Origin of the sequence: Streptomyces sp. NPDC047000, from assembly GCF_040644295.1 — a bacterium.
Taxonomy (GTDB): domain Bacteria; phylum Actinomycetota; class Actinomycetes; order Streptomycetales; family Streptomycetaceae; genus Streptomyces.
Genome location: NZ_JBEYWE010000004.1, coordinates 349,263 through 375,932 on the forward strand (window position 1 = coordinate 349,263; position 26,670 = coordinate 375,932).

Consider the following 26,670-nt stretch of genomic DNA (forward strand, 5'->3'; position numbering starts at 1 on the left):
GGCGGTATGTCCTCACTCAGGGTGTCCACGCCCTGGTTCGACGAGACCGGCGGCGAGAGTTCCTGGCTCCCGGGGACGAACACCCCGGTGACAGTGGCGGGACCGCGCCGGACTCGCACCGGCTTCCTCTCGTTGCCGCCGTACATGGCCCCGGAAGTCCACCACGGGGCCCGAAGGGCCGTCAACCTGCTGTTGACCTGGGGCGGAGGAGTGTGGGCAGATCCACACCCGGGGGTTTGACATGGGGGTACAGCTGTGTGGGGTGCGGGACGGCACATACCGTTCCGCACCCCACACGGTGCTGCGAGCAGAGGCCCGGGGCCGCTGTCAGGGGCCGGTGTCAGCCCTTGGCCATGATCAGTTGGATGCCGTAGAGCACCGCGGCCGCGCAGGCCGCGAAGCACACGTACGCCGCCGTGACGGCGAGGGTGGCCGAACCGCCCTCGGCCGCGGCGCGTTCGCGGCGTGACAGGCCCGCCACGCCGAGGGTGAACAGGCCGACGAGGGCCACGGTGACCACGAGGCTGACGCCGAAGACGGAGCCGAGGGCCGCCCAGTCGATCTTCATGGTGATTCCTTCTTAACCGAGGGCTCGATGACTCGGGGACGGGGACCGGGGCTCAGACGGCCGCGGCTGGTGGGACCGCCTGGTCGGCGGCGGGTGCCGGGGCGACGGTGGGCAGCACGGCCGGGGCCGGTGCGGGGATGGTGGCCGTGAGGTCCTCCGGCACCATGACCGGCGGGACCGGGGTGACGGGGGCGACCGGGGCCACCACCACCGGGGCGACGGCCGGGGTCACGGGGGTGATCTGGGGCGTGGAGGCCGTGGGCGCGGTGGGGGTCAGCACCTCGGCCGGGTCCTGGCCGTGGTCGGTGACGTTGGTGTGGTCGATCACCTGGCGGCGGGAGACCCGGTAGATCGTGACGGCGGCCGCGATCAGGAACACGGCGACGACGGCCGTGCCCCAGTCACCGAGGTCCATGACCGACTCCGCACCGGCACCGACGACGGCGGCGGCCGGGAGGGTGAGCATCCAGGCGATCATCATCTGGGTCGCGGTGGACCAGCGGACCACCCCGCCCTTGCGGCCGAGGCCGGCGCCCATCACCGAGCCGGACACGACATGCGTCGTGGAGAGCGAGAAGCCCAGGTGCGAGGAGGCGAGGATGGCCGTGGCGGCGCTCGTCTGGGCGGCGAAGCCCTGCTGCGGCTGGAGGTCGGTGAGGCCCGTGCCCATGGTGCGGATGATGCGCCAGCCGCCGATGTAGGTGCCGAGCGCGATGGCCGTACCGGCCGACAGGATCACCCAGGTGGGAGGGTTGGAGCCGGGGGCGAGGGCGCCGCCGGTGACCAGGGCGAGGGTGATGATGCCCATCGTCTTCTGGGCGTCGTTGGTGCCGTGCGCGAGGGAGACCAGGCCGGCCGAGGCGATCTGGCCCGCACGGTAGCCCTTCTTGGCGGCCTTGCCGTCCGCGGTGCCGCCGACGGTGTAGGACAGCCGGGTCGCGACCATCGCGGCGATACCCGCGACGAGCGGGGCGGCGAGGGCGGGGAGCAGCACCTTGGTGACGAGCACGTCGCCGTGGACCGCGCCGGTGCCCGCCGAGGCGATGGTCGCGCCGATCAGGCCGCCCATCAGGGCGTGCGAGGAGCTGGAGGGCAGGCCCACCAGCCAGGTCAGCAGGTTCCAGAGGATCGCGCCGACCAGGGCGGCGAAGATCACCTCGGGACGGATGCCTGTCTCGTCGACCAGGCCCTTGGAGATCGTGTTGGCGACCTCGACGGACAGGAAAGCGCCAGCAAGGTTGAGCACGGCGGACATGCCGACGGCGACCTTGGGCTTGAGGGCACCGGTCGAGATGGTCGTGGCCATCGCGTTGGCGGTGTCGTGGAAACCGTTCGTGAAATCGAACGCAAGTGCGGTGACCACCACAATCGCGAGAATCAGCGAGAAGTTTTCCATTTACCCAGGCAATCGTTCGTAGTAATTGGCGCGATGAACGTACGTAACCTGGGTGAACGGAAGGTGAACTGGGACGGGCTTCCGAGTGTCCAAAGGTGCGGAACGTTCCTCCTCTGCGGATCCACGGCGCCGGTGCCGCCTGGCCTGGGGCGGTGAGCGATCGATTCCGGCCACCCGGAGCCCCGTTGAAGAGACGTTCGTCACTTTGGCAGGATCACCGCATGGCTGATCACGGGAACGACCACGAGGCCCGACAGGGTGTGACGGACGAGGCCGGTGCGACGGGCGGGGCGCCGGAGCGGGCGTGGGAGGCACTGGTCGCGACCGCCCGCCGGACCGTCGCCGACGGCCTGGTCGTCGGCACCTCGGGCAACGTCTCCGTCCGGGTCGGCGGCACCGTGCTGGTCACGCCGTCCGGAGTCCCCTACGACCGGCTGACCCCGGCCGACATCACCGGCACCGACCTCGACGGTCGGCAGGTGCTGGGCACCCTCGTGCCGACCAGTGAACTGCCGATGCACCTGGCCGTCTACCGCGGCACGGACGCCGGTGCGGTGGTCCACACCCACGCGGTGCACGCGACGGCGGTCTCGACCCTCGTCGACGAGCTCCCCCTGATCCACTACATGGCCGCGGCCCTCGGCGGCCCCGTACGGGTCGCCCCGTACGCCACCTACGGTACGGAGGAGCTGGCCGGAAACATGCTCCGCGCCCTCACCGGCCGCAGCGGCTGCCTCCTGCGCAACCACGGCACGATCACCTACGGCGCCACCCTCGACCAGGCCTACGACCGCACCGCGCAGCTGGAGTGGATGTGCCGCCTCTGGCTGACGGCCTCCTCCCTCCCGCACCTGACCCCGGCCCTGCTCACCGAGGACCAGCTGAAAGAGGTCCAGGACAGACTCCGGACCTACGGCCAGACCACCCCCGGCAGCCCGTCCGGCGTCTGACGGCGGGGGACAGGGGACCGGGGACAGGGGGTCCGGGGCGCAACCCCGGGGGACGGGAACGGGAAGGGGCGGCGGGGGCGAGAACCCCGTCCTGCCCCGCCCCCTGCCCCACCACCCCGCTCCCGCCACGCCCCCGCCCCCCACTGGCCCGGGAACGGATCCGCCCCGACACTGGACAGGTGCGCACAGTCACAGCGGCGGCCACAGCCGCCACCGCGGTCCTGACGGCCGCCGCCGCCGGCATCGCCGCGGGGCGGCTCGCCAGCGACGCCGCGCTCAGGGCGGCACCCGGCCGGCCCCTGCCCACCGAGCCCAGGCTCACCGTGCACGGCACCGCCGCGGGCCACATCACGCTCACCCGGGACCTGGCCTCGCTGCGCCCCGGCACCTACGGCCTGACCGGCAACGGCTCCCACGCGGTCGTCGGCGGTGTCCTGGAGTCGGCACCGCACGGCGCGGACAGCGTCGTACGGCGGCTGGAACGCGTCACACGCGGCACCCTGGCGTCCGGCGACAAGGTCTGGTTCACCCCCGCCGTCCATGTCGGCGACCCCGGCACGGCCCTCGGCCTGGAGCACGCCGACATCGACATCCCCGGTGAACTCGGCTCCCTGCCCGCCTGGTTCGTGCCCGGCGTACGGGACGTCTGGGTGATCGCCGCGCACGGGCTCGGCACCACCCGTGAGCACACCATGAACGTCATGGCCTTCCTCAACCGCCGTCACGTCCCGGTCCTCGCCCTCGCCTACCGGGGCGACCCCGGCGCGCCGCGCCCCGCCGACGGCCTCGGCCACCTCGGCGAGACGGAGTGGCGCGACCTGGACGCGGCGATCCGCCACGCCGTCCGCCACGGCGCGAAAGGCGTCGTCCTGCTCGGCTGGTCCACCGGCGCCACCATGGCGCTGCGCGCCGCGGAGCGCTCCCCGGTACGCGACCGGATCCGCGGGCTCGTGCTGGACTCCCCGGTGCTCAGCTGGGAGACGACCCTGCGCGCCCTCGCCACCGCCCACCACACCCCGCGCCCGCTGCTGCCGCTGGCGGTGCGCGCCGCGCAGGGCCGCACCGGACTGCACGCCGGTGGCACCGCCCCCGGCCCCGGTGGCCTCGGCGTGCCGACGCTGATCTTCCACGGCCCCGGCGACCGGGTGGCCCCCTGGGGCCCCTCCCGCCGCCTGGCCGCCGTCCGGCCCGGCCTGGTCGCCCTGCACACCGTCCAGGACGCCCCGCACGGCGCCATGTGGAACGCCGACCCCGCCGCCTACGAGGAGATCCTGCGCCGCTTCCTCACTCCGCTGATGTGAGAACCCGACACCGACCCCTGGCGGGAACCCAGATGGGCCCAGGCCCTCGCGGCCCGCCCCCGCAGCCCGCTCCTGCGGCCTCACACCGCTGCGCGCCCCACGGCCTCCCCGCGGACGTCCGGCAGGAGCCGCCTCCCCGCGTGGGCCCCGATCCGGCCCCGATCCGGTCCGGCGCCGGACCGCCGACGACCGCGCGCGGCAGCCGACACGGCAGCCCGTCGCGCCACGCCCCGGCGCGCCGCGCGGCACTTGCGGCAGCCTGCCGCGCAGCCCGTCCCACACCCGTTCCCACGGGCGTTCCCGCGGGTGGCCGCGCGGCGGCCGAGCCCCGTTCCGGGCCCTCCGGCAACCGGTTGCCGCCATTCCGTTTCATTTCGTACCACCGGCCCGATCACGCCCCCCACCGTTGCGGAGACCCGGGTACCGGTCGGCCCAGCGGTCGGCCAGGGCATTCCGTTTGGGTTTTCGGACCGTCAACCGGAAGACTGCACCCGTGACGTCCCGTATCCCGCGCGACTCCAGGCTTCGACTCGTCCGCCAGCGACCCCTGGCCGCCGCCCCCACAGCTGTGAACCAGCGGCGCCCACGCCGCCCCGCACCACGCCCCCCGGAGGGCACGCCGGCACCCGCGGAACTGGCCAGAATGGCGCGCTCCGGCCTGGCCGGGGCGGTCCGCGTCGCCCGGTGGGCGGACGCCGCGCTCGGTCCCGGCCGGCATGCCGCGGCCTCCGACGGCAAAGCCACCCTCTCCGACGCCACCGCCGAACACGCCGCCCAGGCGCTGGGCCTGACCACCGCTCAGGTCCGCGCCGACTGGGACAACGCCCGCCTCGCGGGCCTCGTCGAGGTGCACGGCGCCACCGCCCGCCCCGGCTGGCGGCTGCGCGCCTGGGACCGTGACGACAGTGCCGTACTGCGCGGCTGGGTCGCCCTGTTCGACGCCTGGTCGCTCGCCGACCCGGGGCCGGCGCACCACGACCAGTCCGCCGTCGCCGACGTCGTCTCGGCCATGCCCCAGGTGCTCTCCTTCCTCCAGCTGTCCGCCGGACCCGTGCCCGTGGCCCAGCTCCTCGACCTGCTCCAGCAGCGCGTCACCGAACTGCGCACCGAACGCTGCGAGGTTCCCTACGGTCCCCGCCCCGCCCCGGCGGACCCGGCGACCGGCCAGGCCCACCAGGCCACCGCCGCCCTCACCGCGGGCACGGCCACCGCCCCCGCGCTGCCCGCCGATCCGGCCCCCGCCGACCACGCCTCGCTCGCCCCGCTCCTCGACTGGGCCCTGCGCGCCCTCACCTACGTCGGCGCCCTCACCTACGGCGACGGACACGCCACGCTCACCCCGCTCGGCAGCTGGGCGGTCTGGGTCAAGCTGGAGCAGATCTGCGTCGCCGCCCAGAGCCCGGCCGGCCACATCGAGCAGGCCGCCGAGGACATGCTGCGCGGCTGCGCCCAGCTCCGCCCCAACGCGGCCCGTGCCGAGTACCGCGCCTGGCTCGCCGCCCGGCCCGTCGGCAGCGCCGTCACCGCGCTCCTCGGCGCCGCCCGCGGCGAGGACGCCCTGCTGCGCGGCCTCGCCTTCGAGGCGCTGCGCGTCGTGGGAGCCCCCGCCGAACCCGACGTACGGGCCGTCGTCGACGAACCGGCGCTGCGCCCGTACGCCCTGCTGTGGCTCGCCGAGCACGACGGCGTCGACCCCGAGGACGCGCACGAGGTCCTCACCCGCGACGAGGCGACCTGGCTGTGGGTGGACACCGCCGCGGCCGTCGCCGACCACGGTGAGGCCCCGATGCTGGTGCGCCACCTGGAGTCCGCCGTGCAGCCCACCGTGCCGCAGCTGCTCGACGAGGTGCGCGCCGTCGGCCATCCGCGCACCGTGCAGGTCCTCGTCGCGCTCGCCGCGGCACACCCCGACCCGGCCCTCGCCAAGGCCGTACGCCGAGCCGCCTTCCAGGTCCACACCGGAGGCAACTGACCACCCCCGCCCCCTGGCCGCCGCCCCCGATCACCGGTCCTCGGCGCCAGGCCCTCCGGGGCGGCGCGGGCCTCCCCCGCGCCCGGCGGCGCGGCGCACGACGAGAAACGCGGCGGCGTGCCCCGGTCGGCTTTCCTGGTGCACACCGGGGCGGCTGACCCGTCCCTGCCCGCTGCCCCCTGACCGCCGGCCCCCGACCACCGGCCGCCGGTCCTCGGCTTCCGGCCCACGGCGCCCGGCTCTCCGGGGCGGCGCCAGTCTCAGGCCGTGCCCGGCGGCACGGCGCACGACGAGGAGCGCGGTGCCCGAGCCACTTTCCTGGTGCACACCGGAGGCAACCGACCCGCCCCCGCCCCTCGCCCCCTGGCCGCCGGTCCTCGGCCGTCGGCCTCCGGCCCACGGCGCCCCGCCCGCCGGGGCGGCGGCCTCCCGCCGTGCCCGGCTGCGCGGCGCGCGGTGGGGTGCGCCGGTGCCGCTGCCACGGCAGATGCGACGCCCGACGCCCGCAGGGCCCGCCCAAGCTGCCCGCCGTCGGCCGGTGTCCGCAGAGGGACCTTGCCCAGAGGGGCCTCGCCGCACCCGGGGGAGCGGAACCCCCTACCGAGCCCCGCGGCCCCGCGGCCCCGCCCCGGAAATGCGCTTGCGTCGCCCCGTTAGACTTGCCGCATGGCCATTCTCCTCGCGCATTAGACGGCGGGAACGTCCTCAGCCGCCCATCCCGCCCTCCGACCCCGCTCTGGAGTCTGTCCGTGATCTCCGCCTCCGGTATCGAGCTGCGCGCCGGTGCCCGTGTCCTCATCGAGTCCGCCAGCTTCCGCGTCGCCAAGGGCGACCGTATCGGCCTGGTCGGCCGCAACGGCGCCGGCAAGACCACCCTCACCAAGGTCCTGGCCGGTGAGGGCATCCCCGCCGCGGGCACCGTCACCCGCTCCGGCGAGGTCGGCTACCTCCCGCAGGACCCCCGCACCGGCGACCTCGACGTCCTCGCCCGTGACCGCGTCCTGTCGGCGCGCGGCCTCGACGTCCTGATCCGCAAGATGCGCGAGAACGAGCAGCGCATCGCCAACGGCAAGGGCGCGACCCGCGACAAGGCGATGAAGCAGTACGAGCGCCAGGAGACGGAGTTCCTCACCAAGGGCGGCTACTCCGCCGAGGCCGAGGCGGCCACCATCGCCGCCGCGCTCAACCTGCCCGACCGGGTGCTCGGCCAGCCCCTGCACACGCTCTCCGGCGGCCAGCGCCGCCGTATCGAGCTGGCCCGCATCCTGTTCTCCGATGCGGACACCCTGCTGCTCGACGAGCCGACCAACCACCTCGACGCCGACTCGATCATCTGGCTCCGCGACTATCTGAAGTCCTACCGCGGCGGCTTCATCGTGATCTCGCACGACGTCGACCTGGTCGACACGGTCGTCAACAAGGTGTTCTACCTGGACGCCAACCGCTCCGCCATCGACATCTACAACATGGGCTGGCGGCTCTACCAGCAGCAGCGCGAGGCCGACGAGAAGCGCCGCAAGCGGGAGCGGCAGAACGCCGAGAAGAAGGCCGCCGCGCTCCACTCGCAGGCCGACAAGATGCGCGCCAAGGCCACCAAGACGGTCGCCGCGCAGAACATGGCCCGCCGCGCCGACAAACTGCTCGCCGGTCTGGAGGCCGTCCGCCAGTCCGACAAGGTCGCCAAGCTCCGCTTCCCCGAGCCCGCCTCCTGCGGCCGGACCCCGCTGATGGCGGAGGGCCTGTCGAAGTCGTACGGCTCGCTGGAGATCTTCACCGATGTCGACCTGGCCATCGACAGGGGCTCCAGGGTCGTCATCCTCGGCCTCAACGGCGCCGGCAAGACGACCCTGCTGCGTCTGCTCGCGGGTGTCGAGCAGCCCGACACCGGCATGGTCGTCCCCGGGCACGGCCTCAAGCTGGGCTACTACGCCCAGGAGCACGAGACCCTGGACGCCGACCGCACGGTCCTGGAGAACATGCGCTCGGCCGCGCCCGACATGGACCTCGTCGAGGTCCGCAAGGTGCTCGGCTCGTTCCTCTTCTCCGGCGACGACGTCGACAAGCCCGCCGGGGTCCTCTCCGGCGGCGAGAAGACGCGGCTCGCCCTGGCGACCCTGGTGGTCTCGTCCGCGAACGTGCTCCTGCTCGACGAGCCCACCAACAACCTCGACCCCGCCAGCCGCGAGGAGATCCTCGGCGCGCTGCGCACCTACAAGGGCGCGGTCGTCCTCGTCACCCACGACGAGGGCGCGGTGGAGGCGCTCCAGCCGGAGCGCATCATCCTGCTCCCCGACGGCGTCGAGGACCTGTGGGGCTCGGACTACGCCGACCTCGTCGCGCTGGCCTGACCGACCCGGCCCGGCCCGACCGCCGCTGTTCTCACCGCTTGTCGCACGGCCCTGACGTTCCGCAACGTCAGGGCCGTTTGCTCGAACGCGTGATCCCCTGGGTATGGATCATTCGGCCCAGTGGTGATCCATCATCTGTGTGAGATCTCCTCATACCCCGGTGTGTCATACATCTATTCGGCACTCTGTCTCTTTGTCGACAGGGGGTGTTCGAGGGTGCGCCTGTGACCTGGTGTTTCACGGAGGAACCCGTTCGGCCGTACCGGCGGAACAGTTCGGAATAAGCGATTCCGTATGTGGGGGCGTGCTCCTGTCGTCACAACCTTGTCCCACGGACCTTGCCGAATGGGTGGCCATGAAGGCCCAGAGGGGTGATCATGAGGGGACCAGAGCGCACTTCCCATGAGGAGGCACGGGTGGCCGAGACTCTGAAGAAGGGCAGCCGGGTGACCGGCGCCGCGCGCGACAAGCTCGCGGCAGACCTGAAGAAGAAGTACGACTCCGGTGCGAGCATCCGGGCACTGGCCGAGGAGACCGGCCGCTCGTATGGCTTCGTGCACCGGATGCTCAGCGAGTCGGGCGTCACGCTCCGTGGGCGTGGCGGGGCGACCCGTGGCAAGAAGGCCGCATCGGCCTGAGTCCGGGCAGCTCCACGGCTCCATGGCTTCGATGGTGGCCACCCGGTCGGTCGTCCGATCGGCCGGGTGGTTACTGTGCAGTCACTTAGGGATGTCCGACCGCCGGCTACGGCGGCGTCCCCTACGACCGCACTCATCGGAGGCACTCCATGGCTTCGCCCGCGAAGGACCTCGCTCCCGTACTCGACAAGGACGGCGTACGGCTCACCGTCGACGACGCGATCGCCACGGTGACGCTGGCCAATCCGGCCAAGCGCAATGCGCAGAGCCCCGCCCTGTGGCGGGCGCTCACCGAGGCCGGGCGGCTGCTGCCCGGTTCGGTGCGCGTGGTCGTGCTGCGCGGCGAGGGCCAGTCCTTCTCCGCGGGGCTGGACCGGCGCATGTTCACGCCCGAGGGAATCGCCGGCGAGCCGACGTTCATCGACCTGGCGCGCCGTGACGACGCCGCGCTGGACGCGACCATCGCCGGGTACCAGGAGGCGTTCACCTGGTGGCGGCGCAACGACCTCGTGTCCGTCGCCGCCGTACAGGGACACGCCATCGGGGCGGGCTTCCAGCTCGCCCTCGCGTGCGATCTGCGGGTGGTCGCGGACGACGTGCAGTTCGCCATGCGCGAGACCTCCCTCGGCCTGGTCCCGGACCTCACCGGCACGCATCCGCTGGTCGGCCTCGTCGGCTACGCACGCGCCCTGGAGATCTGCGCGACCGGACGCTTCGTCGGCGCCGAGGAAGCCGTGGCCACCGGCCTGGCCAACCTCGCCGTGCCCGCCGGTCAGCTCGACGACGCCGTACGGGATCTCGTGGCGGCGCTGCTGGCCGCGCCCCGTGACGCGGTGATCGAGACGAAGACCCTGCTGCGCGGCGCGCCGGCCCGCTCCTACGACGAGCAGCGCGCCGCCGAACGCGCCGCCCAGGCCCGCCGCCTGCGCGACCTGGCAGGCATCGGGGAGTAAGGGGAGTAAAGGGGAGCAGGGGGAGTGAAGGGAGTGCCCGGCGGGGCCGCCCCCGGCCACTCTTCTGCCGCTCCCCGGTCGGTCACTCCCCGGACCGGTCGACCGCCGTCACCAGCACGGCCACCGTCGGCCGGTCCGGCAGCGCCGCACCGACCGCCGCGCGGACCGCCCGGGCCACCTCCACCGACCGGTGGCCCGCGGCCACGCCGATCTCCACGCGTGCGTGCCGCCGCGGCAGGGCCTCTCCGGCGGCCGTGTGCTCCTCGACCAGGTACACGGCCCGGCCGCCCGGACCGCCGAGGGTACGCGTCAGCAGCGCCACGCCCGGTACGGCCAGCGCCGCCCCGGCCGCCCGTACCTCTTCGGCGTCCGCGAACCCCGCCCAGGGCGCGGCGTCCGGCGCACAGGACACGTCCGGCGTCTCCGTCACCCGTACGGCGGAAGCCGACACGCCTCCGCTCGTCCTGCCACCCTCCGACACGCCGGACGCGCCGGACGTGCCGCCGCTCGGCGTGTCCGGCGTGTCGCCCCCCGGCGCCTCCTCGTCCCACAGCTCCGTCACCCGCAGATCCACCTCCGCGACCGCCAGCCCCACCCATTCCGCAGCCCCCGACAGGGCTGCCCGCAGTCGGGCCGCCACCACCGGCAACGGCTCCCCCGCGGCGTCGGCGGCGAAGTCCGCCGTCACCCGCAGCGGCCCCGGCGGCAGACCGCCCGGCGGCGCCGGTACGACCGGCTCACAGGTGTCCTCCGGGTCGGCGAGAGCGATACGCAGCGCGCCCAGCCGCACCCCCGCCACGTCCCCGGCCGCCCGCCGCAGCGCGTCCCGCGCCGCGTCCTCCGTGATCCACCCGCCGTCGTACGGGCCGCCCAGCGGCAGCAGCCTGCCGGGCCCCGACTGCCGCCGTACCGTCCGTGCCCACCGATCCGCCGTCATTGCCCCAGCCTGCCGTATCCCGGGGCGCGAGGGCGTGAGCGCACTTACGGTGGACACAGAACGACGACCGAAAGGGACGTACGGCGATGAGCGACATGACGCAGCAGAACCGGACGGCGAACCTCGAGGGCGGCCAGGACGTGCCGGACACCGCGGCGACCCGGAAGACACCGGTCACCCGGCGCGGCGGCGGTGACCCCGCCACCCGGGGGCGCACCACCATCGCCGACGGTGTGGTGGAGAAGATCGCGGGGCTCGCCGCCCGGGACGTGGTGGGCGTGCACGCCATGGGCAGCGGCATCTCCCGCACCTTCGGCGCCGTACGGGACCGGGTGCCGGGCGGCTCCAAGTCCGTCAGCCGGGGCGTGAAGGCCGAGGTCGGAGAGGTGCAGACGGCACTCGACCTGGAGATCGTCGTCGACTACGGCGTGTCCATCTCGGACGTGGCGCGGGACGTGCGGGAGAACGTGATCGGCGCCGTCGAGCGGATGACCGGGCTCCAGGTCGTGGAGGTCAACATCGCCGTGAGTGATGTGAAGCTTCCGGAGGAAGAAGAAGAGGAGCCGGAACCCCGGATCCAGTGAATCTGAACCGCCCGTGAGGTGAGGAGCGCACCATGAGCTTGGCCGTGGTCGGCATGATCGCCGGCATGGCGCTCGGTTTCGCCGGGTACTTCGGCGGGTTCTCCGCCTTCCTGCTGGTGGCCGCGCTCGGCGCCATCGGTTTCGTGGTCGGCCGGTTCCTGGAGGGCGACCTCGACCTCGGTGACTTCTTCCGTACCCGCGACGACCGGCGGCGGTGACCGCCACGGCCGGCGGGGCGACGCGGCCCCGCAGACGCCCGCCCGTGATCCCGCCCGGTGACCGCGGCGCCACCAAGATCGCCGACCGGGTCGTCGCGAAGGTCGCCGCCCAGGCGGCCCGCGAGGCACTGGGGGCGCTCGGCGTGCTGCCCCCGCGGGCCGGACCCCCGCACGCCGAGGTCGTCGTCCACCACGACACCGCCCGGGTCCGGGTCCATCTGGAGCTCGGCTACCCCTGCGACATCGGCGCGAGCGGCGCGGCGGTGCGCCGGCGCGTGACCGAGCGGGTGACCGCGCTGGTGGGCATGGAGGTGCCGGAGGTCACCGTCCAGGTGGAGCGGCTGCACCCGGTGGCCGAGCACGGCGCGCTACAGGGGAGGACGCGATGAGCGAACCCGGGGGCACCGGCGACGGCGCCCCTTCCGGCGGCTCCGGCAGCACCGACGACTCCGACGGCGTCACCCGGCGGCTCCCGGTGCTGGAGAAACCCCCTGCCGGGGACGGCGCCCCCGCCGGGGCGCCCGCCGTCGCGTCCGCCCGCGACGGGCGTTTCTGGTCGGCCCGGCGCGTCCCGGCGGGCATCGCCGCCCTGCTGCTCGCGCTCCTCGCCGGGGTCCTCCTCTACGACGTCGCCGCGGTGCGCGCCCACCGGCCCGCCCCGCTGGTCCGGCGCCGCGACCTGGCCCGGCAGCTCGCCACACGGCCCCTCGACGACACCTGGGTGCTCGTCGGGGCCGGCGTCGCCGCGGTGCTCGGACTGTGGCTGGTCGTCCTCGCCGTGACGCCGGGGCTGCGCGACGTCCTGCCGATGCGCCGCACCCACACCGACGTACGGGCCGGACTGCACCGGGGTGCCGCGGCGCTGGTGCTGCGCGACCGGGCCATGGAGGTCTCCGGAGTGCAGTCGGTGCGGGTACGCATGGGCCGCGCCCGCGCCGACGTGCGGGCCGTCGCCCACTTCCGCCCGCTGGAGGACGTCCGGGGCGACCTGGACACGACGCTCGGCGAGGCGATCGGCGGCCTGGGACTCGCCCGGCCGCCCGCCCTGACGGTGCATGTGGTCCGTCCCGGACGGAAGGGGTGATCCGGCGGTGCTCAGGATCGTCGACCGTGTCCTGCTCGGCCTGCTCGGACTGGGCCTGCTGGTGCTCGGCGGCGCCGTGCTCGCCGTCGGCCTGGGCGCGCCCGCGCCGTCCTGGTGGATCCACGACAGCCGCCACGACGTCCTGCTCAGCAACGCCGAACGCACCCGCTGGACGGACTCCTCCTGGTGGTGGCCGGCCGTCATCGCCGCACTCGCCGTCGCCGTCCTGCTCACCCTGTGGTGGCTGACCGCGAACCTGCGCAGGCGCCGCCTCGCCGAGATCCTGGTCGACACGGGTGACGGCGAGGGCGCGCTGCTGCGCGGGCGCGCGCTGGAGAGCGTGCTGGAGGCGGAGGCGGGCGCCCTGGAGAGCGTCGCCCACGCCCACGTCCACCTCACCGGACGCCGTACCGCCCCGGCCGCCCGGGTCCGGCTCCAGGTCGAACCCCATGTGGAGCCGGCCGAGGCCCTGGCGGCCCTGACCGCCGGCGCCCTGGCCCACGCGAAGGCGTCGGCGGTCCTGCCGGCGCTCCCCACCGAGGTCCGCCTGCGCGGCGTCCGCCACCGGGCGGAACGGGTCAGCTGAGCGGAGGCCCACCGCTTCAGGCCTACCGTTTCAGCAGCACCGTTTCAGCAGCACCGCTTGACAAAGGATCACCGGCCCCAGGGCCCCAGGGCCGGCGAATTCCAGGGGCCCTCCGACCGCAGCGGCCCCAGAGGGGCCCCGGCCCAGAGGGGCCCCGGCTCTCCGGCCCAACGGCTCTCCGGCCCAGGAGGCCCGTGGCGGGTCAGAAGCCGTGCCGGGCGCCGCCGTCCACCGGGAGCATCACGCCCGTCAGATACGACGCCGCGGGCGACAGCAGGAACGCCGCCACCCGGCCGAACTCCTGCGCGGTGCCGTAGCGGCGCAGCGGGATCCGGGACTCGTGGGCGGCGCGGGTGGCCTCCGGGTCCGCCGACAGGCCGTCCAGCTCGCGGACGCGGTCCGTGTCGATACGGGCCGGCAGCAGGCCCACGACCCGGATGCCGCGCGGTCCCAGCTCGTCGGCGACGGACTTGGCGAACCCGGCGAGACCGGGCCGCAGGCCGTTGGAGAGGGTCAGTCCCGGGATCGGCTCGTGCACCGACCCGGACAGCACGAAGCCGATGACCCCGCCCGCCTCCAGCTCGGCCGCCGCGGCGCGCGCCAGCCGTACCGCGCCGAGGAACACCGACTCGAAGCCCGCCCGCCACTGCTCGTCCGTGTTGTCGGCGACGAACCCCGGCGGCGGCCCGCCGACGCTGATGAGGATGCCGTCGAACCGTCCGAAACGCTCCCGCGCCGCCGCGACGAGCCGTTCCGGGCACTCCGGGTCCGCGTTGTCCACGGCCAGCCCGGCCGCGTCCGGCCCCAGTCCGGCGACCGCGTCGGCCACGGCCTTCTCGTCCCGCCCCGTGATCAGCACCTTCGCCCCGTCCGCGACCAGCTCACGCGCGGCGGCGTTGCCGAGCCCGCGGGTGGCCCCGGTGACGACGTACACCCGGTCCTTCAGTCCAAGATCCATGGTCCTATCCTGCCGTGCCGCACCCGTACAGGGCGAGAGCGGTGCCGACCAGACCGATGTGGCTGAACGCCTGCGGGAAGTTGCCCAGCTGCCGCCCGGCCACCGGGTCGTACTCCTCGGACAGCAGGCCCACGTCGTTGGTGAGCCCCACCAGTCGCTCGAACAGCTTCTCGGCCTCCTCGGTGCGGCCCGTCATGTGCAGCGCGTCGGCGAGCCAGAACGAGCAGACCAGGAACGCGCCCTCGGTGCCGGGCAGCCCGTCGACGGTCGACGAGTCCGTGCCGTAGCGGCGCAGGAAGCCGTGGTGACCGAGGTCCTCGCGCACCGCGTCGACGGTGCCCGCGACCCGCGGGTCGTCGGGCGGCAGGAAGCCCACCCGGGGTATCAGCAGCAGCGCGGCGTCCAGCTCACGGGAGCCGTAGTACTGAGTGAAGGTGTTCCGCTCGCTGTCGTACCCCTTCTCGCACACCTCGCGGTGCACCTCGTCGCGCAGCGCGCGCCAGCGGCCGATGTCGCCGCGCAGCGAGGGATCGGCCTCCATCGTCCGTACCGCGCGGTCGGCGGCGACCCACACCATCACCTTGGAGTACACGAAGTGGCGCCGTCCGCCGCGCACCTCCCACAGTCCCTCGTCCGGCTGCCGCCACACCGTCTCCAGGAAGTTCATCAGGGCGAGCTGCATCGACCACATGTGCGGCTTGACCCGCAGGCCCGAGGCACGGGCCAGCCACAGCGAGTCCATGACCTCCCCGTAGACGTCCAGCTGGAGCTGTTTCACCGCGTCGTTCCCGATCCGCACCGGCACCGAACCGGCGAAACCGGCCAGCCACGGCAGCTCCGTCTCGGGCAGCCGCCGCTCGCCCGCGAGGCCGTACATGATCTGCAGGTCCGCCGGGTCCCCGGCGACCGCGCGCAGCAGCCAGTCGCGCCACGCCTCGGCCTCCTCGTGGTACCCGGCCGTCAGCAGCGCGCCCAGCGTCAGCGTGGAGTCGCGCAGCCAGCAGTAGCGGTAGTCCCAGTTGCGCACCCCGCCCAGTTCCTCGGGCAGCGAGGTGGTGGGGGCGGCCACGATGCCGCCGGTGGGCGCGTAGGTGAGCGCCTTGAGCGTGATCAGGGAGCGCAGCACGGCGTCCCGGTACGGCCCGTCGTAACGGCACCGCGCCGACCACGCCTGCCAGTCCGCGACGCTGCTGTCGAGCGCCTCGTACGGGTCCACCAGCGGCGGGCGCGGATGGTGCGAGGGATGCCAGGTGAGGACGAACGCGACCTTCTCGCCCTCGGCGACGGTGAACTCCGCGTGGGTGCCGAAGTGCTCGCCCCACGTCCGCACCTGCGGTTCGCTGCGCAGCCACACCGAGTCCGGCCCGGCGACCGCCACCCGGTGGCCGTCGGCGCGGCGCACCCAGGGCACGATCGAACCGTGGTCGAACCGCAGCCGCAGGGTGCTGCGCACGGTGACGCTGCCGCTGAGGCCCTCCACGATCCGCACCAGATCGGGGGCCCGCTCACGCTGCGGCATGAGGTCGGTGACCCGTACGGAGCCCTGCGGGGTGTCCCACTCGGTGTCCAGGACGAGGGTCCCGGGCCGGTACGCCCGGCGCGTGCACCGGCCCGCGCCGCCGTCCGGGTCACCGCCCGCTCCACGGGGCGCGATGCGCCAGTGCCCGTTGTCCTCGTCGCCGAGCAGCCTCGCGAAACAGGCGGACGAGTCGAAGCGGGGCAGGCACAGCCAGTCGACGGAGCCGTCCTTGCCGACCAGGGCCGCGGTCTGCTCGTCGCCGATGAGTGCGTAGTCCTCGATGAGCGGGTGCACGGCATTCCGGATTCCCTGCGTTGTGCCCGGGCAATCCGGCGCGGGGCCGGGAGAGTGACGGCGGCGGGGTCCGCCTGCCGCGCCGTCCGCCCCGGGGCGCCCGACCGCACGGCCCCTGGGGGCCGGGTGTCTGTCCGGGACGCACGCCCGGGGCGTTTTCCCGGCTCCCGCGCGGGCCGCCTTCGGGCGGCTGCCAGGCCGCGGGCCGGGCGGGGGAGTGCGGGGACGCGCCGGGGAAAGCCCGTCCGAGCGCCCCGGGCGGTGCCTGCTCACGGGCTGCGGGCGAGGTGCCCGGCCGCGTGCCTCACACCGTCGCCGGCTCCGCCTCCTCCGCAGGGGTGCTCGCCGCCTTCTCCTCCCGGTCGCGGCGCTCCCGCCGCACCAGGACCCACCAGCCCACCGGGACGCCCGCCGCGAACAGCCACCACTGGATCATGTAGGCGTAGTTCAGCGGGGCGTCCTCCTTGCCGGGGTCGGACAACTGCTCCGGGGTGCCGCCCTTCGGCGCCGGCGCGGTCTGCGCGACGTACCCGCCGAGCACGGCCGTGCCGAGCCGCTTCGCCTGCTCCCCGCTGTCGATGAGCATGATCTGCCGGTCCGGCAGGTCCTTGATGTCCTTGATGCCGCTCGCCGCGGTCGTCTCGTCGGGCATCAGCCGCCCGGTGACGGTCGTCCGGCCCGACGGCGGTGCGGGGACCTTCGGGAACGTCGTCTGCGCCCCGCTGTCCGCCGGGATCCAGCCACGGTTGACCAGCAGCACCTTGCCGTCCGTCAGCACGAACGGGGTGAGGACGTGGAAACCGACCTCGCCGTCGCCGTTGACCCGGCGCCGCACGACGACTTCACGACCGGTGTCGAAGGTGCCCGTCGCGGTGACCCTGCGGTACTTGTCGGCGGTCGCCACGGCGTGCCCGGGCGAGGTCAGCCGCTCCACGGGGACCGGCTTCGCGGCCAGCGCCTCGGAGACCATCCGGTTGCGGTCGCTGCGCATCTCGTACCGGTGCATCTGCCAGATGCCCAGCCTGATCATCGTGGGGATGAGCAGGATCGCGACGAGGGTGAGGATCACCCACTGGCGGCTCAACAGGAAGCGGTACACCCCCCGACCGTACTCCGCCCGTCCCGGCCCGCCGCGAGAGGGTCCCACGACGGGCCGGACACCGGTCGGCGGTCCGCGGGCTCACACCCGGTCCACGATCCTCGCCTCCCCCTCCGCCCGGGCGCAGTGCCCGCCGCAGTACCAGTGGCCCTCGACCTCGACGCCCTGGCCGATGATCTGCACCCGGCAGTGCTCACAGATGGGGGCCATCCGGTGGATCGCGCAGGAGAAGCAGTCGAAGACATGGACCGCGCCCTGCGCGTGCACCTCGAAGCTCATGCCGTAGTCGTTTCCGCACACTTCGCATCTCGCCATGCGCCACAGGGTGGGCCGTGACGGCGGGCCGGGCGAGCGCGCGGCGGGCGAGTCGCGCGCCAATCACCCGTCCGTACGGGTCACCTGCCTGCCCGTCCCCGCACGTGCGGCCCGCGCACAGGGACGGGCACCGCCCCGCACGTCACCGCCGTGCCGTGCCCTCCGCGGGTGCCACGTCGCGCAGCAGCTGTCCGAACGCGGCCTCGTCCATCACCGGCGTGCCGTACTGCCGTGCCTTGACCACCTTCGACGTGCCCGAGTCGGGATCGTTGGTGACCAGCAGACTGGTGAGCCGGGACAGGCTCGTCGAGACATGCAGCCCGGCCTCGACGGCGCGGTCCTCCAGCAGCTCGCGCTCGACCGTCGTGTCCCCGGAGAACGCGACACGCATGCCCTGCCTGAGGGGCTTGCCGTCCTCGTACCGCCCGGGGTTGGGGTAGGGGCAGGCGGGCCGCTTGCGGGCGGGGCGCCAACTCGACTGCCCGTAGCCGTAGGAGCCGCCGCCACCCTGCTGTCCGGCGGGCGGGGCGGGCCGGTCCGAGAACTCGGTCAGCGGCAGGCACTCGTGCAGCGGCAGCCGTACGTTGCCCGCCGCCGCGGCGTGCAGACTGGGCCGGAACGCCTCCGCCAGCACCCGCGCGTCGTCCAGCGCGTGGTGCGCGTGCTGCTGGACGACGCCGAAGTGGGCGGCCAGCGACTCCAGTTTGTGATTGGGCAGCGGCAGGCCCAGTTCCTTCGACAGCGCGATGGTGCACAGCCGCTGACGCACCGGCGCCGCACTCTCCGCGCGCGCGTACTCCCGCGCGATCATCTGCCAGTCGAAGACCGCGTTGTGCGCGACGAGCACCCGGCCGTCCAGCCGGCTCGCGAACTCCTCCGCGATGTCCCGGAAGAGGGGCGCGCCCTCCAGCGCCTCGCTCGTGAGGCCGTGTATCCACACCGGGCCGGGGTCGCGCTCCGGGTTGACCGTCGTGTACCAGTGGTCCTCGACCTCGCCGCGCGCGTCCAGCCGGTAGACGGCCGCGGACACGATCCGGTCGTCCCGGGCCAGTCCGGTGGTCTCCACGTCGACCACCGCATATCCCTCGGGGTACGCGGCCGGCCAGTCGGCCGGCGGGGGCGCTGTGGGCGAGTGCGCTTCGGTCGCAGGGTTGTCGAGCATGGTCACTGAGGATACGGGCCCGCACCGACACTCCGTCCCGCCAGGCCCGCAGCCCCGTCCGGGAGTCAGGTGGTCATATCGCACAAAACCGACTTGCCCCCCGCCTGTCCGTCCCGGTACGGGACCCCGCCCGGACCGGCCGCCGCCCCCAGGGGAGTCGGTACGGGCCTGACGACACGCGGGGTGGGAACCTGCTCGGTGTGAAGGAACCAAGAGACCCGGCCGCATCCCACGGCCCGAACGGCCCGAACGGCCCGGCGGACTCCGCAGACGCGACGCACCCCATGGACCCGGCCGGTCCGGCCGAGCCCGCACACGAGGGCGAGGCCCACGGCGGCGGCCTCGGCACCCGCCTGAACTGGCTGCGCGCCGCGGTCCTGGGCGCCAACGACGGCATCGTGTCCACCGCGGGACTGGTCGTCGGCGTGGCCGGTGCCACCAGCAACCGCTCGGCCCTCCTCACGGCGGGCCTGGCCGGGCTGCTCGCCGGGTCGATGTCGATGGCGGCGGGCGAATACGTGTCCGTCTCCACCCAGCGCGACTCGGAGAAGGCCGCACTGGCCATGGAGAAGCGCGAGCTGCGCGAGCAGCCCGAGGCCGAACTGGCCGAACTCGTGGGGCTGCTGGAGGACCGGGGACTGTCCCCGGAGGTGGCGCGTGAGGCGGCCGGGCAGCTGACCGAGCGGGACGCGCTGCGCGCCCACGCGCGCGTGGAGCTCGGTATCGACCCCGACGAGCTGACCAACCCGTGGCACGCCGCCTGGGCGAGCTTTCTGGCGTTCACGATCGGCGCGCTGCTGCCCCTGCTCGCCATCGTGCTGCCGCCCACGGGGTGGCGGGTGCCGGTGACGGTGGTCTCGGTCCTGGCCGCCCTGGTCCTCACCGGCTGGGCCGGCGCCCGCCTGGGCGCCGCCGCGGCCCGCCCCGCGATCCTCCGCAACGCCCTGGGCAGCGCCCTGGCGATGGGCGTGACCTACGCGGCGGGGTCCCTGCTGGGAGCGGCGGGGGTCTAGTGCCGCGGCACTGGCGGCCGGGGTTCACAGCCAGCGTGGCGTGTCGCTTCCCCAAGGGGTCGGCGGGCGCGTCCAGTCGGTCGGTCCGCCGTCGAAGGAGACGGGTGAACGCGCGTACCTGAGCCGTCCCAGGGCGCTGTCCGTCCCGGCGAGCCATGCGTCCGGAGCGTCGTGGGGCGCGCCTGCCTCCTCGTACGACACGCCCGGCCCCGTATGCGGGACCTCCTCCGCGTGTCGCCCGCCCGCGTCCCCCGCCCCGCCGGTCAGCCAGGCGGCCGTCCGGGCCAGCGCCAGCCGCAGCACGGCCCCGTGTCCCCGCTCGGCCCGCTCCGTGAGCGCCCGCAGCACCGCCGCCGCGAGGAGATAACCGGTGCCGTGGTCCAGGGCCTGCACCGGGAGGGCACCGGGGGCGGACGGCGAGCCCTCGAGCACGGCGATGCCGGACGCCACCTGTACCAGGCTGTCGAAGCCGCGCCGCCCGCCCCACGGCCCGTACGCACCCCACGCCGACACCTGGGCCACGACCAGCCCGGGACGGCGTTCCGCCAGCGCCTCGGGGGAGAGGCCGAAGCGGTCGAGTGCGCCCGGCCGGTAGCCGGTGACCACCACGTCGGCTGCGGACAGCAGTTCCTCGAACACCGCCCGGTCACCGGCGAGGGACAGGTCCAGGGCCGTCGTCCGCTTCCCGAAGCCCGTGTCCGCGTGCTGGTCCGGCAGTTCGGGCGACCGGGGCGGGTCCACGCGCAGCACGTCCGCGCCGAGCAGGCCGAGGGTGCGGGTGGCGACCGGGCCCGCGAGCACCCGGGTGAGGTCGAGGACCCGCAGCCCCGCTGCCGGCAGCAAGGGGCCGGTGCCGGAGCCGCTGCCGGAGAGCGGCGGGAGTGCGGCGGGCGCGTGGCCGAGAGGGGCCCGTTCGACGAGCGGGTGGGCGGCCACGGCGGCGGACTGCGGGTGCGCGGCCCACTCGGCGGGCGTGCGCAGGGCGACGGCCAGGCCCCCGGCGCCGTAGACCGTCTCCTCCACCTCCGGCGCCCGCCGTCCGGCGAGCAGGGCGGCGACGTCGTCCGCCGTCGCGTCCTGCGGGAGCCCCAGCGCGCCGAGCAGCCGCTCCCGGTGGTGCGGGTAGTTCGCGTGGGTGCGCACCCAGCCGTCCGCGGTACGCCAGAAACGCGACAGCGGCGCGAAGGAGACCGGGGCCCGCCCGTCGACCAGCAGCTGACGCTCGCTGCTGAACGCGGCCGCGAGCGCCCCGTCGTCGATCCGGACGCGGGGCACCCCGGCGAGTCCGGCGCGCCGCGCCCCCAGCTCGGCCGCGGCCAGCGCGCACGCGCCCGCGCAGGCGCGCGCCAGAGGGCGTACGGGAAGGCGCGCATCGAGCGCGCCCTCCCGCACCACGGTGGTGACCCGGTCGAGAAGGGAGGGCTCCCCGCCCAGCGCCGACCATGCGTTCTCGAGTGCAGTCATGACTGCACTATGCAGGACTGATCGACCGACCCGCCGACGGGGCCGACCAACTGAGGCGGCCGATCGGCCGCCTCGGCCGCCTCCCGGCTACTTCGTCACCGCGTCCAGCGCGTCCGCGGTGCCCCATCCGTAGAAGCCGTTGCGGTTCTTCGTGCCCTCGCACACCGCGTCGACCTTGCCGTCACCGTTGATGTCGTACGGGTCCGTGCACGGCGTGGCGTCGGCCTCGGCGTACAGCAGGGCCTTCACCAGGGCGGCGGAGGCGTGCGGATGGGTGGACTTGATGAGCGCGGCCACGCCCGCCACATGCGGGGTCGCCATGGACGTACCGGCCATGTACCCCCACCGGCCGCCCGGCAGCGGGCCCAGGATCAGGCCGCTGGTCGCCGGGGGCTCCGGCTTCTGGTACGCCGTGGAGTCACCGCCGGGCGCGGCGATGTCGATGACGCCCAGGCCGTAGTTGGAGAAGGACGACTTGAGACCCTTGGCGCCGGTCGCCGCGACCGTGACGACGCCGGGCAGCTGGGTCGGTATGTCGTAGCACGTGCGCGGGTCGATCACGCGGTCCGAGGGCGTGCCGTCGTTGGGGGACACCGGGTCGGTGATGGTGTCGGCCGCCAGGTCGTACGACTCGTTGCCCGCGGCGGCGACGTTGACGACCCCCTTGTGCTCCGCGTACCGGGTGGCCTTCGTGATGGCGTCCACCAGGGCCCGCTGGTCGGGGTCGTTCTTGCAGTTGAAGTACCAGGGGTCGGTGTAGTAGCTGTTGTTGGTGACGTCCACGTGGTGCCCGGCCGCCCACATGAACCCGCAGACCACGGCCTCGGTGTAGAAGTACCCGGCGGTGGTGGCCACCTTGATGCCGGCGACCTTCACGCCCGGCGCCACGCCCGTGATGCCGACGCCGTTCCTGGCGCCCGCTATCTCACCGGCCACGTGGGTGCCGTGCGGGCTCTCCGCCGCCGTCGGCCGCCAGGCACCGTCGGTCGTGTCGGGCTTGCCCGTCACGCAGTTGACGGAGGCGGCCCGGTCGAAGTTGGGCGCGATGTCGGGATGGGTGTCGTCGACGCCGGTGTCTATCACCGCGACGGTGACGTCGGGGCTGCCGAGCGACTTCTCGTGCGCCTTGTCCGCCTTGATGGCCGGCAGATCCCACTGCAGGGGCTCCAGCGGGTCCTGCCCGTCGGTGGCCTCGGCCGTGGCGTCGGCGATCTGCGTGGCGTCGAGCGCGACGGGGGCGCCCTCGTCGGTCGTCGACTGCGCGGGCAGCGGCGCGTTGCGGGTGTTGCCCGCGGACTCCACGCCGGGCACCCCGCGCAGCGTCGGGGCGAAGGCGGCGTTCGAGGAGTGGACGACGATCACGCCTATCTCGTCGTACGACGTCACGATCGTGCCGCCTGCGTCGGCGATCGCCTTCCTCACGTGCTTCGGGACACCGTGTCCCGGGCGGACGTTGACGACGTAGCTGAGCGCGGTCGCGTCGGTGGCCACCGACGCCGACGCCGGGGCGGCGGCCGGCTCCGCCGCGGAGGCGGTGACGTTCGGGAGGAAGGCGAGAGCCGTGGCCATGGCCGTCCCGAGCGGGAGGACGAGGACGCGGCGGAGGCGCGGCTGAGGCACTGTCATGCGGTCTGTGTCTCCAGTTCGGTCTACGGGAGGAAGCGAAACCGCCCGAGACACGGTGGTGTTCGGGCAGGTACATGACGAGCGGTACAGGGCGAAAACTATCTTCCGTACGCGCCGGGCAGCAATGAGCGGCCAGGAGCAGTTCCCGAAGAACCGTGCGAATGCGTTGAACCGCCCCCCGCACCGCGCCGTGACGTTGGGCAGGGAGCCGCCGGGACGACGGCGGCGACCGCCGGACCCACGCGGGGGAACCTGCCGCTCACTCCCCGTGCCGTGAGTCATGTGACCCAGAGACCGGCAACCGCATGCCCGCAAAGCGAGGAGACTCCGTGGCCACCGAGACACCACCGCCCTCGAAGACACCGGACCGGCTTCCCTCGGCCGACGAGTTCACCGAGGTGCAAGGCAGCCCGGAGTTCGCCGAACTGCGCCAGTCCCACCGCTCGTTCGCGTTCCCGCTGACGGTCGGCTTCATCACCTGGTACCTGCTGTACGTCCTGCTGTCGAACTACGCGGGCGACTTCATGGGCACCAGGCTGTTCGGCAACATCAACGTCGCCCTGGTACTGGGCATGGCCCAGTTCCTCACCACGTTCCTGATCGCCTACTGGTACGCCCGGCACGCCGCCGCGAAGCTCGACCCCAAGGCCGAGGCGATCAAGTCCCGCATGGAGGGCGACGCATGAGCAACACGATCACCCTGGCCGCGGGGGCGGCCGGCGAGCACCGGACGCTGATCATCAGCCTGTTCTCGGTGTTCGTCGTCGCGACCCTCGTCATCACCGTGTGGGCGGGCCGGCAGACCAAGGACGCCGCCGACTTCTACGCGGGAGGCCGCCAGTTCACCGCCTTCCAGAACGGCCTCGCCGTCTCCGGCGACTACATGTCCGCCGCCTCCTTCCTCGGCATCGCCGGCGCCATCGCCCTCTTCGGCTACGACGGCTTCCTCTACTCCATAGGCTTCCTGGTCGCCTGGCTGGTCGCCCTGCTCCTGGTCGCCGAGCCGCTGCGCAACTCCGGCCGCTACACCATGGGCGACGTCCTGGCCTACCGCATGCGCCAGCGCCCGGTCCGCACCGCCGCCGGCACCTCCACGATCGTCGTGTCGATCTTCTACCTGCTCGCCCAGATGGCCGGTGCCGGCGTCCTCGTCTCCCTGCTGCTCGGCATCACCTCCGACAGCGGCAAGATCGGCATCGTCGCCCTCGTCGGCGTCCTGATGATCGTGTACGTCACCATCGGCGGGATGAAGGGCACCACCTGGGTGCAGATGGTCAAGGCCGTGCTGCTGATGGCGGGCGCCCTGCTGCTCACCGTCATGGTCATGGCCAAGTTCCACTTCAACATCTCCGACCTGCTCGGCAAGGCCGCCGACAACAGCGGCAAGGGCACCGCGTTCCTGGAGCCCGGCCTCAAGTACGGCGCCACCGGCACCACCAAGCTCGACTTCATCTCGCTCGGCATCGCCCTGGTGCTCGGCACCGCGGGCCTGCCGCACATCCTGATCCGCTTCTACACCGTGCCCACCGCCAAGGCCGCCCGGAAGTCCGTGATCTGGGCGATCGGCTTGATCGGCGCCTTCTACCTGATGACCCTCGCCCTCGGCTTCGGCGCCTCCGCCCTGATCAAACCGGACGAGATCATCGCCTCCAACAAGGCGGGCAACACCGCCGCACCCCTGCTCGCCCTGCACCTGGGCGGCGTCGACTCCAACTGGGGCGCGATCCTGCTGGCGACCATCTCCGCCGTCGCCTTCGCCACCATCCTCGCCGTCGTCGCGGGCCTCACCCTCGCCTCGTCGTCGTCCTTCGCGCACGACATCTACGCCAACGTCATCAAGAAGGGCACCGCCACCGAGAAGGAGGAGCTCAGGGCGGCCCGCTGGGCCACGGTCGGCATCGGCGCGGTGTCCATCCTGCTGGGCGCCATGGCCCGCGACCTGAACGTGGCGGGCCTGGTCGCCCTCGCCTTCGCGGTCGCCGCCTCCGCCAACCTCCCGACGATCCTCTACAGCCTCTTCTGGAAGCGGTTCACCACCGGCGGCGCCCTGTGGTCGATCTACGGCGGTCTCGTCACCGCCGTGGGCCTGGTGCTGTTCTCCCCGGTCGTCTCCGGCAAACCGACGTCCATGTTCCCGGACGTCGACTTCCACTGGTTCCCGCTGGAGAACCCCGGCCTCATCTCCATCCCGGTCGGCTTCCTCCTCGGCGTCCTCGGCACCTACCTGTCGAAGGAGGAACCGGACGCCGCCAAGTACGCGGAACTGGAGGTGCGCTCGCTGACCGGCACCGGCGCGCACTGAGCGCCGCCCTACGACGGCACCGGCCGCGCCGCAGGACCCGTAAGGGCCCGCGGCGCGGCCGTTCGGTCCCTGGACCCGGCGGCCCCGGGGCATGGGCGTTGTCACCGCGGTCACGTAGTCTCACAGATGACGGAAAATACGAACCGCGGCTGTACATATCCGGTGCGGGTATCCGTGTGCGGGTACCCCAGGCCATGTACCGCACCGCACCACCGCGAGGAAGGAGGCCAGCGTGCTCATCGACACCTACGGCCGAGTGGCGACCGACCTGAGGGTCTCCCTGACCGACCGCTGCAACCTCCGGTGCACGTACTGCATGCCCGAGGAGGGCCTGCAGTGGCTGGCCAAGCCCGATCTGCTCACCGACGACGAGATCGTCCGCCTCATCGGCATAGCGGTCACCGCCCTCGGTATCCGCGAGGTCCGCTTCACCGGCGGCGAGCCACTGCTGCGCCCCGGCCTCCCCGGCATCGTCGAGCGGGTCGCGGCGCTGGAGCCGCGCCCCCAGATGTCCCTGACGACGAACGGCATCGGCCTCAAACGCACCGCGAACGTCCTGAAGAAGGCGGGTCTGGACCGGGTCAACGTCTCGCTGGACACCCTGCGCCCGGACGTCTTCAAGGCGCTCACCCGCCGCAACCGCCACCAGGACGTCCTGGACGGCCTCGCCGCGGCCCGCGAGGCGGACCTGGCCCCCGTGAAGGTCAACGCGGTACTGATGCCCGGGCTCAACGACGACGAGGCCCCCGACCTGCTGGCCTGGGCCGTCGAGCACGACTACGAACTCCGCTTCATCGAGCAGATGCCGCTGGACGCGCAGCACGGCTGGAAGCGCGAGGGCATGGTCACGGCCGACGACATCCTGACGTCCCTCCGCACCCGTTTCGAGCTGACCCCCGAGGGCGAGCGGCAGCGCGGCGCCGCCCCGGCGGAGCGTTGGCTGGTGGACGGCGGCCCGCACCGGGTCGGGGTGATCGCGTCCGTCACCCGCCCGTTCTGCGCGGCCTGCGACCGCACCCGTCTGACGGCCGACGGCCAGATCCGCACCTGTCTGTTCGCCACCGAGGAGACCGACCTGCGTGCCGCCCTGCGCTCGGACGCCCCCGACGAGGAGATAGCCCGCATCTGGCGGCTGGCGATGTGGGGCAAGAAGGCCGGTTCCGGCCTGGACGACCCGTCGTTCCACCAGCCGGACCGCCCGATGTCAGCCATCGGCGGCTGAGCCCCGCCCGGCCCCGGGGCCGCGACTGCGGGCGCCCCGGGGTGCGGCTGTCGGCCACCGGGCCGCGGCTGCCCGGCGGCTGGCCACGGCTGTCGGACGCCTTGATCACGGCTGTCCGGCTGCTCAGCGGCCGGCTACGGCGCCCCGGCCCACGGGGCCGC

25 protein-coding genes and 1 riboswitch are annotated in these 26,670 nt (G+C 73.6%); of the genes, 15 read left to right on the plus strand and 10 right to left on the minus strand.

Annotation, left to right across the window (positions count from 1 at the left end; all coding sequences use genetic code 11):
• Positions 1–56: 56 nt before the first annotated feature.
• Positions 57–130: riboswitch (cobalamin riboswitch) on the minus strand.
• A gap of 210 nt (positions 131–340) precedes the next feature.
• Both ABZ862_RS10285 and ABZ862_RS10290 read right to left on the minus strand, forming a co-directional pair.
• Positions 341–568, minus strand: a complete 228-nt coding sequence (locus ABZ862_RS10285; RefSeq protein ID WP_360955379.1) for a hypothetical protein — start codon at positions 566–568, stop codon at positions 341–343.
• 52 nt (positions 569–620) lie between these two features.
• Positions 621–1,964, minus strand: coding sequence for an inorganic phosphate transporter (locus ABZ862_RS10290; RefSeq protein WP_360955381.1), 1,344 nt, complete (start codon positions 1,962–1,964; stop codon positions 621–623).
• A gap of 221 nt (positions 1,965–2,185) precedes the next feature.
• On the opposite strand from ABZ862_RS10290, the gene ABZ862_RS10295 reads away from it, so the two are divergent.
• The 6 genes from ABZ862_RS10295 to ABZ862_RS10320 all read left to right on the plus strand — a co-directional run bounded on the left by ABZ862_RS10295 (position 2,186) and on the right by ABZ862_RS10320 (position 10,126).
• Positions 2,186–2,914, plus strand: coding sequence for a class II aldolase/adducin family protein (locus ABZ862_RS10295; RefSeq protein ID WP_360955383.1), 729 nt, complete (start codon positions 2,186–2,188; stop codon positions 2,912–2,914).
• A gap of 179 nt (positions 2,915–3,093) precedes the next feature.
• Positions 3,094–4,215: an alpha/beta fold hydrolase gene (locus ABZ862_RS10300; RefSeq protein ID WP_360955385.1), complete on the plus strand. Its 1,122-nt coding sequence runs from the start codon at positions 3,094–3,096 to the stop codon at positions 4,213–4,215.
• A gap of 643 nt (positions 4,216–4,858) precedes the next feature.
• Positions 4,859–6,187 (plus strand): hypothetical protein, encoded by a 1,329-nt coding sequence (locus ABZ862_RS10305; RefSeq protein WP_360955387.1) that lies wholly within the window; start codon positions 4,859–4,861, stop codon positions 6,185–6,187.
• A 749-nt stretch (positions 6,188–6,936) separates the two neighbouring features.
• Positions 6,937–8,535, plus strand: a complete 1,599-nt coding sequence (locus ABZ862_RS10310) for an ABC-F family ATP-binding cassette domain-containing protein (RefSeq protein WP_360955389.1) — start codon at positions 6,937–6,939, stop codon at positions 8,533–8,535.
• 416 nt (positions 8,536–8,951) lie between these two features.
• Entirely contained in the window at positions 8,952–9,173 is a 222-nt protein-coding gene (locus ABZ862_RS10315) for a helix-turn-helix domain-containing protein (RefSeq protein WP_006123601.1), read from the plus strand.
• Between the two features lie 149 nt (positions 9,174–9,322).
• Positions 9,323–10,126 carry an enoyl-CoA hydratase/isomerase family protein gene (locus ABZ862_RS10320; protein WP_360955391.1) on the plus strand — a complete coding sequence of 268 codons (804 nt, stop codon included), beginning with the start codon at positions 9,323–9,325 and terminating at the stop codon, positions 10,124–10,126.
• 82 nt (positions 10,127–10,208) lie between these two features.
• On the opposite strand, the gene ABZ862_RS10325 is transcribed toward ABZ862_RS10320, so the two are convergent.
• The gene (locus ABZ862_RS10325) at positions 10,209–11,063 is read right to left on the minus strand and encodes a nucleopolyhedrovirus P10 family protein (protein ID WP_360955393.1); all 855 of its coding nucleotides are present in this window, start codon (positions 11,061–11,063) and stop codon (positions 10,209–10,211) included.
• A gap of 86 nt (positions 11,064–11,149) precedes the next feature.
• On the opposite strand from ABZ862_RS10325, the gene ABZ862_RS10330 reads away from it, so the two are divergent.
• From ABZ862_RS10330 to amaP, 5 genes are read left to right on the plus strand one after another with little or no spacing between them, the layout of a single operon-like run.
• Positions 11,150–11,647, plus strand: coding sequence for an Asp23/Gls24 family envelope stress response protein (locus ABZ862_RS10330; RefSeq protein ID WP_360955395.1), 498 nt, complete (start codon positions 11,150–11,152; stop codon positions 11,645–11,647).
• 32 nt (positions 11,648–11,679) lie between these two features.
• A complete protein-coding gene (locus tag ABZ862_RS10335; RefSeq protein ID WP_360955397.1) occupies positions 11,680–11,865 on the plus strand; it encodes a hypothetical protein in 186 nt (61 codons plus the stop codon).
• Positions 11,862–12,254, plus strand: a complete 393-nt coding sequence (locus tag ABZ862_RS10340; protein WP_360955399.1) for an Asp23/Gls24 family envelope stress response protein — start codon at positions 11,862–11,864, stop codon at positions 12,252–12,254. Before ABZ862_RS10335 ends, ABZ862_RS10340 begins: the two co-directional genes overlap by 4 nt.
• Positions 12,251–12,949 carry a DUF6286 domain-containing protein gene (locus ABZ862_RS10345; protein ID WP_360955401.1) on the plus strand — a complete coding sequence of 233 codons (699 nt, stop codon included), beginning with the start codon at positions 12,251–12,253 and terminating at the stop codon, positions 12,947–12,949. Before ABZ862_RS10340 ends, ABZ862_RS10345 begins: the two co-directional genes overlap by 4 nt.
• A 7-nt stretch (positions 12,950–12,956) precedes the next feature.
• A complete protein-coding gene (amaP, locus tag ABZ862_RS10350) occupies positions 12,957–13,535 on the plus strand; it encodes an alkaline shock response membrane anchor protein AmaP (RefSeq protein WP_360955403.1) in 579 nt (192 codons plus the stop codon).
• A gap of 202 nt (positions 13,536–13,737) precedes the next feature.
• On the opposite strand, the gene ABZ862_RS10355 is transcribed toward amaP, so the two are convergent.
• From ABZ862_RS10355 to ABZ862_RS10375, 5 genes are all read right to left on the minus strand, one after another.
• Positions 13,738–14,493, minus strand: a complete 756-nt coding sequence (locus ABZ862_RS10355) for an SDR family oxidoreductase (RefSeq protein WP_360955405.1) — start codon at positions 14,491–14,493, stop codon at positions 13,738–13,740.
• Positions 14,494–14,497: 4 nt separating this feature from the next.
• The gene (locus ABZ862_RS10360; protein ID WP_360955407.1) at positions 14,498–16,306 is read right to left on the minus strand and encodes a glycoside hydrolase family 15 protein; all 1,809 of its coding nucleotides are present in this window, start codon (positions 16,304–16,306) and stop codon (positions 14,498–14,500) included.
• A gap of 304 nt (positions 16,307–16,610) precedes the next feature.
• Complete coding sequence (locus ABZ862_RS10365) at positions 16,611–17,405, minus strand: SURF1 family protein (RefSeq protein WP_360955409.1); 795 nt, start codon at positions 17,403–17,405, stop codon at positions 16,611–16,613.
• An 81-nt stretch (positions 17,406–17,486) separates the two neighbouring features.
• A complete protein-coding gene (locus ABZ862_RS10370) occupies positions 17,487–17,720 on the minus strand; it encodes a hypothetical protein (protein WP_360955411.1) in 234 nt (77 codons plus the stop codon).
• Between the two features lie 142 nt (positions 17,721–17,862).
• Complete coding sequence (locus ABZ862_RS10375) at positions 17,863–18,882, minus strand: DEDDh family exonuclease (protein WP_360955413.1); 1,020 nt, start codon at positions 18,880–18,882, stop codon at positions 17,863–17,865.
• A gap of 284 nt (positions 18,883–19,166) precedes the next feature.
• Here ABZ862_RS10375 and ABZ862_RS10380 point away from each other — a divergent pair, with 284 nt between their 5' ends.
• Positions 19,167–19,895 (plus strand): VIT family protein, encoded by a 729-nt coding sequence (locus tag ABZ862_RS10380; RefSeq protein ID WP_360955515.1) that lies wholly within the window; start codon positions 19,167–19,169, stop codon positions 19,893–19,895.
• 24 nt (positions 19,896–19,919) lie between these two features.
• Here the strand turns inward: ABZ862_RS10380 and ABZ862_RS10385 are convergent, their stop codons facing one another.
• Complete coding sequence (locus ABZ862_RS10385) at positions 19,920–21,359, minus strand: CoA transferase (RefSeq protein WP_360955415.1); 1,440 nt, start codon at positions 21,357–21,359, stop codon at positions 19,920–19,922.
• 87 nt (positions 21,360–21,446) lie between these two features.
• Entirely contained in the window at positions 21,447–22,985 is a 1,539-nt protein-coding gene (locus ABZ862_RS10390) for a S8 family serine peptidase (protein WP_360955417.1), read from the minus strand.
• A gap of 329 nt (positions 22,986–23,314) precedes the next feature.
• Between ABZ862_RS10390 and ABZ862_RS10395 the strand changes: the two genes are divergently transcribed.
• From ABZ862_RS10395 to moaA, 3 genes are all read left to right on the plus strand, one after another.
• Complete coding sequence (locus tag ABZ862_RS10395) at positions 23,315–23,671, plus strand: DUF485 domain-containing protein (RefSeq protein WP_360955419.1); 357 nt, start codon at positions 23,315–23,317, stop codon at positions 23,669–23,671.
• Positions 23,668–25,287 (plus strand): cation acetate symporter, encoded by a 1,620-nt coding sequence (locus ABZ862_RS10400; RefSeq protein WP_360955421.1) that lies wholly within the window; start codon positions 23,668–23,670, stop codon positions 25,285–25,287. The genes ABZ862_RS10395 and ABZ862_RS10400 overlap by 4 nt, the downstream gene beginning before the upstream one ends.
• Before the next feature lie 232 nt (positions 25,288–25,519).
• Positions 25,520–26,509, plus strand: a complete 990-nt coding sequence (moaA, locus tag ABZ862_RS10405; protein WP_360955423.1) for a GTP 3',8-cyclase MoaA — start codon at positions 25,520–25,522, stop codon at positions 26,507–26,509.
• Positions 26,510–26,670 lie beyond the last annotated feature (161 nt).